Raw genomic sequence first — 11347 nt, forward strand, 5'->3', positions numbered from 1 at the left:
CCGTGGTCGGCCTGCACCTGAGGAGAACCGCCGAGGACGGCGCCGCGATCGACGCGCTCGCCGCGGCCCTGGCCGCCGACGGCGGGGGCCGGGTCGGCGTCGACGCGGTGATGGACGACCTCACCTGCGAGCTGCGCCGCACCCGGGCGCCGCACCCGCGGCTGCTCGGCCTGAAGGTCGACCGCGCCTACACCTGGGAGGCCGCGGACCGGCGCGACCCCGAGTGGTGGCCGCAGGGCATCACCACCTCGGCGATGACCGGCTTCGCCGACCGCCACGGCCACGACGTGCTGGCGACCTCCTGGTACGCCAGGTCCGGCGCCGGCTCCCGGATCAGCGTCGTCGACCTGGTGCGGCAGCGCTACGCGCACGTCCTGCTGGTCACGCCGACCCTCCGCGACGGCGTCCCCGGGCTGGAGCCGTTGCGGGTGCACGCGGGCGGGATCGTCTGGCACGGTGACTTCCTGCACGTGGCCGCCACCGGCCGCGGCTTCGCCACCTGCCGCACCGACGACGTGCTGCGGGTGCCGGCCGGGTCGGAGCTCGAGACGTTCGGTCACCGGTACGTGCTGCCGGTCCGGTTCGCGTACCGGGGCGCCGGCGACGAGGGCGTGGAGCGGCTCCGGTTCTCCTTCTTCACCCTCGACCGCTCCGGACCGGAGCCGGCGCTGCTCGTCGGCGAGTACGCCGCCCCCGGCCAGACCCGGCGGATCGCGCGGCTCGCGATCGACGCCGCGACCGGTCTGCCCAGCGGCGACGAGCAGGGCCGGGCGGTCCCCGAGGTCGACGAGCGCGGCGAGGACCGGATGCAGGGGGTCGCCGTGGTGGACGGCACCTACTACATCTCCTCCTCGCGCAGCGCCCGCCGGCCCGGCGCGGTCTTCGTCGGCCGGCCCGGTGACCTGACCGAGCACCGGTTCGCCACCCCGATCGGACCCGAGGACCTGGTCTGGTGGCCGGAGACCGGGTCGCTGTGGTCGGTCAGCGAGCACCCGCGGCGCCGGTGGATCTTCTCGATGCGGCCGAGCTCGTTCCGCGCCTGACCCACCCCTCCCGCGGGACCTGAACCGTGTCCGGGACGAAACCTGGCTGACTCATCCCGTTCCTAGGCTGCGCCGCGTGATCCTGCAGTCCGCGACCGGTCCGATCCGGTCGAAGCACTACCTCACCGCCGAGACCGACCACCTGCTGTGGGGCCGGCTCCCCAGCGCCGCCGACGAGCCGGTGCTGACCGTGGACCCGGGGACCGAGGTCACCTTCGACACGATCAGCCACGAGGGCGTCCTGGAGGACCAGGGTCGCGACCCGCGCGCCTTCTTCGCCCGCCACGGGGTGGAGGCCGAGGAGGTGCTCGACGACGCCGTCGCACTCGCCGCCTCGGCAACGCCGCACGTCTTCGGCGTCGACGGCCCGCACGTGGTCTCCCGGCCGGTGCACGTGAGCGGCGCCCGTCCCGGCGACCTGCTCGCGATGACGGTGCTGGAGACGCTGCCCCGGGTCCCCTACGGCGTGATCTCGAACCGGCACGGCAAGGGCGCACTGCCGGGCGAGTACCCGGCCGGCGAGCACACGGTCTCGGTCTTCTCCCGGCTCACCGCGGACGGCCGCCACGCCACCCTGCCGCTGGTCGAGGGGGGCGAGCAGGTGGTGCGCTATCCGATCGCGCCGTTCCTCGGCGTGATGGGCGTGGCGACCGCCGCCCGGGAGCGGCCGCACTCGGTGCCGCCCGGCGCGCACGGCGGCAACCTCGACATCAACCTGCTGACCGTCGGCGCCACCCTCTACCTGCCGGTGCAGGTGGCCGGCGCCCTTGCCTACGTCGGCGATCCGCACTTCGCCCAGGGCGGCGGCGAGGTGTCGCTCACCGCGCTCGAGGCCCCGCTGCGGGCCACCGTCCGGCTCGACGTGGTCGGCCGCGAGGAGGCGGTACGCCGCTTCGGCGAGCTGGCCGGTCCGCTCGCCGAGACCGCCGAGCACCTGGTGCCCACCGGGCTCGACCCCGACCTCGACGTCGCGATGCAGAACTGTGTGCGCGCCGCCATCGCGCTGCTCGGGGCGCGCTACGGGATGGCACCGCACCTGGCCTACGCGTATCTCAGCGCCGCCACCGACTTCGACATCTCGCAGGTGGTCGACGTGGTCAAGGGCGTGCACGCGCGGATCCGGACCAGCGACCTGCCCGCGCCGCGATGACCGTCACCACCGGCCTCGCCGACCCCCGGATCTGGCGCACCTGGGGCGAGCCGCTGGTCGCGCCCGGACCCCGGGCCCGCACGCCCGCCTGCTCGGCGAGAGCACCGCCGTCAAGGACCTCTACGACGTCGCCGGCTTCCCGGTCGGCGCCGGCAACCCGGAGCTGCTGGACGAGGCGGTCCCCGCCGCCCGGCACGCCTGGGCGGTGGCCCGGCTGGTCGCGGCGGGCTCGTCGGTGCAGGGCATCGCCCACACCGACGAGCTGGCCTACTCACTGGCCGGGACCAACCACCACTACGGCACTCCGCCGAACCGGGCGGCGCCGGACCGGATCCCCGGCGGCTCGTCCTCCGGCTCGGCGAGCGCGGTGGCCCACGGGACCGCGACGATCGGGCTGGGCACCGACACCGGCGGGTCGATCCGGGTCCCGGCCGCCTACCAGGGGCTGTTCGGCATCCGCACCACCCACGACCTGGTGCCGCGCGACGGCCTGGTGCCGCTGGCGCCCACCTTCGACACCGTCGGCTGGCTGACCCGGGACCCCGACCTGCTCGCGCGGGTCGGTGACGTGCTGCTGCCCGCGGACGCGGACCGGCCGGCGCTGGGGCGGGAGTCGGTGTTCGTCGTACCGGAGCTGGTGGGGATGGCGGATCCGGACGTGGCCGCCGCGATCGCCGGCTGGCTGCCGGCCGAGCACGACCTGGTGGACCGGCGACTGCCCGACCTGCCGCACTGGCGGGAGGCGTTCGTCGTACTGCAGGCGTGGGAGGCCTGGCAGGAGCACGGCCTGCGCCTGCGCCAGCGACTCGACATCCTGGGCCCGGACGTCCGGGCCCGGTTCGAACGGGCGCGCACGATCACCACCGAGGACGCCGACCACGCGCGGGCCCTGCTGCAGGACGCGCGCGAGCAGATCCGCGACCTGGTCGGCGGCGAGGTGCTGGCGCTCCCGGCCGCCCCGGCGGTGCCCCCGCGCCTCGGCCCCGGCCTGGCCGCACGGCTCCAGGCGACCCGCGAGGCGACGCTGACCCTGACCTGCCTCGCCGGCATCGGCGGTCTGCCGGCGATCACCCTCCCGCTGCGCACCGCGGACGGCCTGCCCTGCGGTGTCTGCCTGGTCGCCGCCCCCGGACACGACCGGGCACTGCTCGACCTGGCGACAAAGCTCTGCTGCGGAGATTAATGTCCTTGAAACAGCAGTTCCGGTCCTCCGTTACACCCGGCACCTAGGTTTCAGGCACCGGGACAGTCGACCGGTGCCGGCAACCGGAGGAGGGAGGCGTCGTCCATGTCGATCGAGGAGTTCGACGCACTCGCCGAGGCCGAGGCCGCCGCCGCCCTGCGCGCCTGCGTCGACATCGACTCCTGGGTGGCCGCCCTCCTCGCCGGCCGCCCGTACGGCGACGCCGACGCCCTGCGCGCCGCCGCACGCGGCGAGTCCCGCACCTGGTCGGCCGCGGAGGTCGACGACGCGCTGGCCGGTCATCCGCGGATCGGCGAGCGTGCGGACCGGGGTCAGGCCGGCGCCGCGCACTCCGCGCGCGAGCAGGCGGGTCTGGACCCGGCCGACGCCGACCTGGCCGCCCGGCTGCGGGCCGGCAACGAGCGCTACGAGGAGCGCTTCGGGCGGATCTACCTGGTGCGCGCCAAGGGTCGCAGCGGCCCGGAGCTGCTGCGGCTGCTCGAGGAGCGGCTCTCGCACGACCCCGCCACCGAGCAGCGGGTCACCCACGAGCAGCTGGCCGAGATCGCCCTGCTGCGGCTGGAGGACCTGCTCACCGCCCCCGCACCCGATCCGGCCACCGCGCCGCAGGAGCCCCGATGAGCACGCTGTCCACCCACGTCCTCGACGCCGAGCGGGGCCGCCCCGCGGCCGGCATCGCGGTCGCCTTCGAGCTGCCCGACGGCAGCACCACGACCGGAGCCACCGACGTCGACGGCCGCCTGCGCCTGGAGTCGGCGGTCGGGGTCGGCACCGGTGCGATCAGCTTCCGGACCGGGCCGTGGTTCGCCGACCGGGGCCGGGCCACCTTCTATCCCGAGATCCGGGTCGCCTTCGCGATCGACGCCGACGACGAGCACTACCACGTCGCACTCCTGCTGAGCCCTTCTCCTACACCACCTACCGAGGTAGCTGAATGACGCAGACGCCGTACGTCCTCTCCGGCCTCGAGCACGGGAAGGCCGAGTGCCGCCTGGTGAAGGTGGACCGCGACGGACCCGAGCACGTGCTGCACGACCTGACGGTGAGCACCCGGCTGCGCGGCGACTTCGCCGCGGCCTACACCGACGGCGACAACGGCCACGTGCACGCCACCGACACCCAGAAGAACACCGTGTTCGCGCTCGCCCGGGAGCACGGCGTCGCCACGCCGGAGGCGTTCCTGCTGCGGTTGGCCGCACACTGGCGCGAGCAGCCGTGGGTGACCGGCACCTGGTTCAGCGCCGAGCAGCACGGGTGGCAGCGGATCGGCGCCGACGGCCACGCGTTCTCCCGGAGCGGTCCGGAGACCCGGACCTGTTGGGTGCAGACCGACGGACCTCGCACGTTCGTGCTGGCCGGGTTGACCGACCTGGTCGTGCTGAAGTCCACCGGCAGCGAGTTCCACGGGTTCCCCCGGGACCGCTACACCACGCTGGCCGAGACCGACGACCGGATCCTGGCGACCAGCGTCACCGCCACCTGGCGGTATGCGACCGGCTCCGAGGAGCGGGCCGGCACGGACGGGGACGCCCTGCACGCCGCCGCCCGGGCGGCGATGGTGGAGGCGTTCGCCGTCACCCACAGCCTCGCGCTGCAGCAGACCATCCAGGCGATGGCCACCGCCGCGCTGGACGCGGTGCCGGAGATGGCGGAGATCCGGATCAGCTGCCCCAACAAGCACCACTTCCTGGTCGATCTCGAGCCGTTCGGCCTGGACAACCCCGGCGAGGTCTTCGTCGCCGCCGACCGTCCCTACGGCCTGATCTCGGCCACCGTGTCGCGGGACGCGGCGGAGCCGGCCGCCTGGGTGGGGATCGGGTGAGCACCGTGTCGTCGACGCCGCGCGCCGCGACGTCGACACCCAGCGCCGTCCGCGCCCGCCGGGTGCTGGTCGACGGCGCCTTCACCCCGGCGACGCTGCGCATCAGCGAGGGCCGGATCACCGCGATCGACCCGTACCGGCCCGACCAGCAGGTGCCCACGCTCGACCTCCTCGACCTCCCCGACACCGCGCACCTGGTGCCCGGGGTGGTGGACACCCACGTCCATGTCAACGAGCCGGGACGCACCGAGTGGGAGGGGTTCGCCACGGCCACCGCCGCGGCCGCACTGGGCGGGGTCACCACGCTGATCGACATGCCGCTCAACTCGGTGCCGGCGACCACCACCGTCGCCGCGCTGCAGGCCAAGCAGCGGGCGGCCGCCGGCAAGCTCGCCGTGGACGTCGGCTTCTGGGGCGGGGCGGTGCCGGAGAGCCTGGGCTCGCTGGAGGCGTTGTGGCTGGCCGGCGTCTACGGCTTCAAGTGCTTCCTGGCACCGTCCGGCGTGGCGGAGTTCGGTCACCTCGACGGTCCGCAGCTGCGGTCCGCGATGGCCGAGATCGCCGGGTTCGACGGCCTGCTGATCGTGCACGCGGAGGACGCCGCGGTGCTGGAGGCGGCGCCGCACCCGCCGAGCCGGGCCTACGCCGACTTCCTGCTCAGCCGCCCCGCCGAGGCGGAGAGCGCAGCCATCCGGTCCGTGCTCGACGGCGCCCAGGAGACCGGGTGCCGGGTGCACGTGCTGCACCTCTCCAGCGCCCGGCCGCTGGAGGCGCTGGCCGCGGCCCGGGCCGAGGGGCTGCCGGTCACCGTGGAGACCTGCCCGCACTACCTCTGCCTCGACGCCGGGGACGTGCCCGACGCGGCACCGGAGTTCAAGTGCTGTCCTCCGATCCGCGACGCCGGCAACCGCGACGCGCTCTGGGACGGCCTGCGCGACGGCGTCATCGACGTGGTCGTCTCCGACCACTCCCCGGCGACCGCGGAGATGAAGCAGGCCGGCGACGGCGACCTGCAGCAGGCCTGGGGCGGCATCGCCGGGCTGCAGGTCGGCTTCACCGCGGTCGCCGCCGAGGCCGCCGCGCGCGGCATCGGCCTGGACGCCGTGAGCGACTGGATGTCGCGTCGCACCGCGGACCTCGTCGGCCTCACGGCCAAGGGCCGGATCGAGGTCGGGGCGGACGCGGACCTCGCCGTCTACGACACGGCGGCGGCCTGGAGCGTCGACGCTCGGGCGCTCGCCCACCGCAACCCGATCTCGGCCTACCAGGGCCGCCACTACCCCGGCAGCGTCACGCACACCCTGGTGCGCGGCCGCCTGGTCGACACCGCCGCGCCCGACCCCACCTGGGGCCGGATGCTGGAGAGGAGCGCGCCGTGACCACGCCGAACCCCGGGCCGGTCGCGCCCCCGCCGCGGCTGTTGATGGGCCCTGGCCCGATCACCGTCGACCCGCGGGTGCTGCAGGCGATGTCCACCCAGCTGGTCGGCCAGTTCGACCCGTGGATGACGGCGACCATGAACGAGGTGATGGACCTCTACCGCGGCGTCTTCGCGACCACGAACGATCAGACGTTCCTGGTCGACGGCACCTCCCGCGCCGGCATCGAGGCAGCCCTGGTCTCCCTGATCGAGCCCGGCGACCGGGTGCTGGTCCCGGTCTTCGGCCGCTTCGGACACCTGCTCGCCGAGATCGCCGGCCGGTGCGGCGCCCAGGTGCACACCCTCGAGGTGCCGTGGGGCGAGGTCGTCGAGCCGGACCGCGTCGCCGACGCCATCCGCACGGTGCGGCCCCGGGTGCTGGCCGTGGTCCAGGGCGACACCTCCACCACGATGTGCCAGCCGCTGGCCGACCTGGGCGCGCTCTGCGCCGAGCACGACGTCCTCTTCTACTGCGACGCCACCGCCTCGCTGGGCGGCAACGCCTTCCGCACCGACGAGTGGGGCCTGGACGCCGTCACCGCCGGCCTGCAGAAGTGCCTGGGCGGGCCGTCGGGCAGCGCCCCGGTGACGCTCTCGCCGAAGGCGGTCGCGGTCATCGACGCCCGGCGCCACGTCGAGGCCGGCATCCGCGAGGCCGGCGACGAGCCGCGTGGGCGGATCATCGCGAGCAACTACTTCGACCTCGCCATGGTGATGGACTACTGGGGACCGCGGCGGCTCAACCACCACACCGAGGCCACCTCCATGCTGTACGCCGCCCGCGAGTGCGCCCGGCTGCTGCTCGCCGAGGGGCTGGACGCCGTCGTGGCCCGGCACACCCTGCACGGGCAGGCCATGCTCGAGGGCGTGCGCGGTCTCGGCCTCGGCGTCTTCGGCGACGTGGCGCACAAGATGACCAACGTGGTGGCCGTCGAGATCCCCGCGGCGCTCGGGGCGGCCGGCGGGGACGCGGTCCGGGGTCGCATGCTGACCGACTTCGGGATCGAGATCGGCACCTCGTTCGGCCCTCTGCACGGCCGGGTCTGGCGGATCGGCACGATGGGCTACAACGCCCGCCGGGACGCGGTCCTCGGCACGCTCGCGGCCCTCGAGCAGTGTCTGCGCACCACCGGGGTCCCGGTGCCCGCCGGCGGCGGCGTCGAGGCGGCGCTCGGCGTCTACCCGGAGGAGGAGCGGTGAACGGCCCTGCGAACGGGACGCCGGCGCGGTCCAGTGCCGCGGAGGTGCTCGCCCGGTGCGCCGAGCTCGACCGGTTCAGCTCCCACCCGGTGCACCTGGAGCGGATCTACCTGACCCGGGAGCACGCGGGCGCCAACGAGCGGGCCGCCGAGTGGATGCAGGCGGCCGGGATGCGGACCTGGCAGGACGCCGCCGGCAACATCTGCGGCCGCCGCGAGGGGCGCGAGCCGGGGCTGCCCGCGCTGCTCCTCGGCTCCCACCTGGACACCGTGCCCGACGCCGGCAGCTTCGACGGGATGCTCGGTGTGATGATGGCGATCGCCGTCGTGGAGCGGATCGGCGACCGGGTGCGGGATCTCCCCTTCGCCCTCGAGGTGATCGGCTTCAGCGACGAGGAGGGCGCCCGGTTCGGCAAGGCGCTGCTCGGCAGCCAGGCCGCGGCCGGCACTTGGGACCCCGACTGGTGGGACCTGCGCGACCGCGACGGCACCACGCTCCACGGGCCTTCACCGCGTTCGGGCTCGACCCCACCCGGGTCGGCGACGCCGCGCGTCGTCCCGAGGACCTGGTCGGCTACCTGGAGGCACACATCGAGCAGGGCCCCTACCTGGAGGCGGCCGACGCGTCGCTGGGCTACGTGACCACCATCGCCGGCGCACGACGGTTCCGGATCACCTTCACCGGGGAGGCGCGGCACGCCGGCGGGACGCCGTACGAGAGGCGTCGGGACGCGCTGGTCGGCGCCAGCGCGGCCGTCGTCGCCATCGAGACCCTGGCGAAGGCCGACGGCACCATCGCCACCGTCGGCCGGATCGAGGCGAGGCCGGGCGCGGTCAACGTGATCGCCGGGCGGGTGGACATCAGCCTGGACCTGCGGGCGGCCACCGACCTCGAGCGCGATGACACCTGGCGCAGCATCCGCACCGAGCTGGCCGCCATCTGCGACGCCCGACAGCTGCGCCTGGACGTGGTGGAGAACCACACCGCGCCGGCCGCGCCGTGCGCGCCGTGGCTGCAGCAGGCGGTGATCGACGGGATCGTGGCGACCGGCGACCCGGCGCCGATGGGGTTGTGGAGCCGCGCCGGGCACGACGCGATGGCGATCGCCGCGGTGACCGACATCGGGATGCTCTTCCTCCGCTGCCACGACGGCATCAGCCACCACCCGGACGAGAACGTCCGGGAGATCGACGTGGCGCGCGGACTGGACGCCTTCGAGCAGGCGGTGCTCGCGGTGGCCCGCACCGTCGAGTCCGGTACGACGACGGCGACCGCGGCGCGATGACGACCGACGGCGTCGAGGTCGGTGACCGGATCGACGAGCGGATCGCCGCCCGGCACGACCGGCTGACGCCCCAGGAGCAGCGCGCCGCGGCGACGCTGCTGGAGCACCTGGACGACCTGGCCACCTACCGGGCCGCGGAGCTGGCCGAGCTGGCCGGCGTCTCCAAGGCGACGATGAGCCGACTCTTCCGCAGCCTCGGGTTCGAGGACTTCGACCAGGTGCGCGAGCACCTGCGCGGGCTGCGGTCGACCGGGGAGCCGCGCCGGGCGGACGGCGCCGTCGACCCGGCGGCGATCGCGTGCGTGGAGCAGGCCGCCGTGCAACGTGCCGTCGAGCACCCGCGGACGGAGGAGGCGATCACGCTGATCGCCGAGGCACGGCGGGTGGTGGTGGTCGGCTGGCGCAACAGCTATCCGGTCGCGCTGCACCTGCGCGAGCAGCTCGCCCAGGCGCGGGACGAGGTGCGGATCGCGCCCGCGCCCGGCCAGACCCTCGGTGAGGAGCTGACCGGCCTCGGACGCCAGGACCTGGTGGTGGTGATCGGGTTCCGCCGCCGCCCCGCCGGCTTCGCCGCGTTCCTGGCCGAGGCCCGGTCGTGCGCGGCGACCGTGCTGCTGGTGGGCGACCCGTCCGCGGTCTCCCACGCCGCGCACGTCGACCTGTGGCTGGAGTGCCCGCTGACCAGCGCCCTGGCCTTCGACAGCTATGCCGCGCCGATGGCGCTGGTCAGCGTGCTGGCCGACGGCGTGCTGGCCCGTCTCGGGAGGGCCGGCAGCAACCGGGTGCGGAGCATCACCGCGGCCTACGAACGACTGGACGAGACGGAGTGACCCCGAGGATGACCATCGACGACAACATCTGGCTCGAGCGAGCGGTGGCACTGGCCACCGCCAACGTGGCCGACGACGGCGGACCGTTCGGCGCGGTCGTCGTACGCGGGGAGGAGCTGATCTCCTGCGGCCAGAACCGGGTCACCCGCGACCACGACCCCACGGCGCACGCCGAGGTGGTCGCCATCCGCGCCGCGTGCCGGGCGCTCGGCGACTTCACCCTGGCCGGGTGCACGCTCTACACCTCGTGCGAGCCCTGCCCGCTCTGCCTCTCCGCGGTGCTGTGGTCGCGGCTGGACCGGGTGGTCTTCGCCGCCGACCGGCACGACGCGGCGCGCGGTGGCTTCGACGACCGGGCGTTCTACGACCTGATGCAGCAGCCGCGGTCCGCGTGGCCGGTACGGATCAACGAGCAGCGTACGGCGAGCGCGACGGCCCCGTTCGACGCCTGGCTGGCGCACGAGCGGCGGACGGCGTACTGAGTCGGCCGGGCTGCGGTCGGGGTGCCGGGGCGGCCGTGGGTCGGTGACCCGGCGCAGCGGTACCGTCGAGCCATGAGCGCGCCCGGCCGAGACCTCGACGTGCCGGCCGGCCCCGGGCTGCCGGCGGGCGCCACCATCCCGGCGGGCGAGCTGGTCGAGCGCTTCTCGCGCTCCCCCGGCCCCGGCGGCCAGTCGGTGAACACCAGCGACACGCGGGTGGAGCTGCTCTTCGCTCCCGGCACCTCGCTCGCGTTCACGCCCGCCCAGCGTGACCGCCTGGTCCGCAATCTGGGTGAGGTCCTCGTCCAGGGCCAGGTCAGCGTCGTGGCCTCCGAGCACCGGTCCCAGCTGCGCAACCGCACCGCCGCCCGCCGGCGACTGGTCGATCTGCTGCGGGCGGCCGTGGCTCCGCCTCCCCCGCCGCGGCGCGCGACGCGACCGAGTCGGGCATCGCAACGCCGACGCGTGGAGGCGAAGAAGCAGGTGGGGCGGACCAAGGCGCTGCGCGGGCGGGTGCGCGAGGAGTAGGAGTCGACCTCGCCTCCTGGCGCCGCGGTCCCTCGCGGCACGCATTTCTGTCGGGGGTGACTCCTGACGTCGGGGTATGTCGTCCGGCATCCCACTCACCGCTCAGGAGGCCACCGCGTTCACAGCGCGCCTCCGCGAGGGCCGACTGCCCTGCGGTGCCGGCGACCTGATCGACCTCATCACCGAGCTCGAGACCCTGAAGAACGTCGCCTGCGGCATCCAGGCCGACGCCTCCAGCGCCTACGACGCTGCGCGGCGCAGCGACCAGGCGGCCGCCGGCGTTCCCGCCGCCCGGCAAGGACGCGGCGTCGCTGCTGAGGTCGCAGCCGACTGATCGACGAGGAACTCTGCGCGACCCCCGGCCTCGTGCAGGGTCTCGGCAC

13 protein-coding genes and 1 pseudogene are annotated in these 11347 nt (G+C 74.7%); all 14 read left to right on the plus strand.

What is annotated here, in order from left to right; translation table 11 throughout:
• The first annotated feature begins 2 nt into the window (after nucleotides 1-2).
• The 14 genes and pseudogenes from FIV43_RS11810 to FIV43_RS11870 all read left to right on the plus strand — a co-directional run bounded on the left by FIV43_RS11810 (nucleotide 3) and on the right by FIV43_RS11870 (nucleotide 11298).
• Entirely contained in the window at nucleotides 3-1043 is a 1041-nt protein-coding gene (locus tag FIV43_RS11810) for a hypothetical protein (RefSeq protein ID WP_141014294.1), read from the plus strand.
• A 76-nt stretch (nucleotides 1044-1119) separates the two neighbouring features.
• Nucleotides 1120-2193 carry an acetamidase/formamidase family protein gene (locus FIV43_RS11815; RefSeq protein WP_141014295.1) on the plus strand — a complete coding sequence of 358 codons (1074 nt, stop codon included), beginning with the start codon at nucleotides 1120-1122 and terminating at the stop codon, nucleotides 2191-2193.
• Nucleotides 2194-2281: 88 nt separating this feature from the next.
• Entirely contained in the window at nucleotides 2282-3376 is a 1095-nt protein-coding gene (locus tag FIV43_RS11820; protein ID WP_231123958.1) for an amidase family protein, read from the plus strand.
• A 105-nt stretch (nucleotides 3377-3481) separates the two neighbouring features.
• Nucleotides 3482-4018 carry a 2-oxo-4-hydroxy-4-carboxy-5-ureidoimidazoline decarboxylase gene (gene uraD, locus FIV43_RS11825; protein ID WP_141014296.1) on the plus strand — a complete coding sequence of 179 codons (537 nt, stop codon included), beginning with the start codon at nucleotides 3482-3484 and terminating at the stop codon, nucleotides 4016-4018.
• A complete protein-coding gene (locus FIV43_RS11830) occupies nucleotides 4015-4335 on the plus strand; it encodes a hydroxyisourate hydrolase (protein WP_231123101.1) in 321 nt (106 codons plus the stop codon). Before uraD ends, FIV43_RS11830 begins: the two co-directional genes overlap by 4 nt.
• Complete coding sequence (pucL, locus tag FIV43_RS11835; RefSeq protein WP_141014297.1) at nucleotides 4332-5219, plus strand: factor-independent urate hydroxylase; 888 nt, start codon at nucleotides 4332-4334, stop codon at nucleotides 5217-5219. Before FIV43_RS11830 ends, pucL begins: the two co-directional genes overlap by 4 nt.
• Entirely contained in the window at nucleotides 5216-6598 is a 1383-nt protein-coding gene (allB, locus tag FIV43_RS11840; protein WP_231123107.1) for an allantoinase AllB, read from the plus strand. The genes pucL and allB overlap by 4 nt, the downstream gene beginning before the upstream one ends.
• A complete protein-coding gene (locus FIV43_RS11845; RefSeq protein ID WP_231123109.1) occupies nucleotides 6595-7839 on the plus strand; it encodes a pyridoxal-phosphate-dependent aminotransferase family protein in 1245 nt (414 codons plus the stop codon). The genes allB and FIV43_RS11845 overlap by 4 nt, the downstream gene beginning before the upstream one ends.
• 170 nt (nucleotides 7840-8009) lie before the next feature.
• A pseudogene (locus tag FIV43_RS23155) lies at nucleotides 8010-8222 on the plus strand (Zn-dependent hydrolase); the annotation flags it as partial.
• Nucleotides 8223-8302: 80 nt separating this feature from the next.
• Nucleotides 8303-9124, plus strand: a complete 822-nt coding sequence (locus FIV43_RS11850; protein ID WP_269204010.1) for a hydantoinase/carbamoylase family amidase — start codon at nucleotides 8303-8305, stop codon at nucleotides 9122-9124.
• Nucleotides 9121-9954: a MurR/RpiR family transcriptional regulator gene (locus FIV43_RS11855; protein WP_141014298.1), complete on the plus strand. Its 834-nt coding sequence runs from the start codon at nucleotides 9121-9123 to the stop codon at nucleotides 9952-9954. The genes FIV43_RS11850 and FIV43_RS11855 overlap by 4 nt, the downstream gene beginning before the upstream one ends.
• Complete coding sequence (locus FIV43_RS11860; RefSeq protein WP_231123116.1) at nucleotides 9951-10436, plus strand: nucleoside deaminase; 486 nt, start codon at nucleotides 9951-9953, stop codon at nucleotides 10434-10436. Before FIV43_RS11855 ends, FIV43_RS11860 begins: the two co-directional genes overlap by 4 nt.
• A gap of 72 nt (nucleotides 10437-10508) precedes the next feature.
• On the plus strand, nucleotides 10509-10964 hold the full coding sequence (arfB, locus tag FIV43_RS11865) for an alternative ribosome rescue aminoacyl-tRNA hydrolase ArfB (protein ID WP_141014299.1): 456 nt from the start codon (nucleotides 10509-10511) through the stop codon (nucleotides 10962-10964).
• 76 nt (nucleotides 10965-11040) lie between these two features.
• The gene (locus tag FIV43_RS11870) at nucleotides 11041-11298 is read left to right on the plus strand and encodes a hypothetical protein (protein WP_141014300.1); all 258 of its coding nucleotides are present in this window, start codon (nucleotides 11041-11043) and stop codon (nucleotides 11296-11298) included.
• Nucleotides 11299-11347: the final 49 nt, after the last annotated feature.

The organism is Nocardioides sambongensis, assembly GCF_006494815.1.
In the GTDB taxonomy this organism is placed as follows: domain Bacteria; phylum Actinomycetota; class Actinomycetes; order Propionibacteriales; family Nocardioidaceae; genus Nocardioides; species Nocardioides sambongensis.

Coding starts and splice junctions, on each gene's coding strand:
- arfB (WP_141014299.1), top strand. CDS start 10,509: ATGAGCGCGCCCGGCCGAGACCTCGACGTGCCGGCCGGCCCCGGGCTG.
- pucL (WP_141014297.1), top strand. CDS start 4,332: ATGACGCAGACGCCGTACGTCCTCTCCGGCCTCGAGCACGGGAAGGCC.
- uraD (WP_141014296.1), top strand. CDS start 3,482: ATGTCGATCGAGGAGTTCGACGCACTCGCCGAGGCCGAGGCCGCCGCC.
- FIV43_RS11855 (WP_141014298.1), top strand. CDS start 9,121: ATGACGACCGACGGCGTCGAGGTCGGTGACCGGATCGACGAGCGGATC.
- FIV43_RS11870 (WP_141014300.1), top strand. CDS start 11,041: ATGTCGTCCGGCATCCCACTCACCGCTCAGGAGGCCACCGCGTTCACA.
- FIV43_RS11830 (WP_231123101.1), top strand. CDS start 4,015: ATGAGCACGCTGTCCACCCACGTCCTCGACGCCGAGCGGGGCCGCCCC.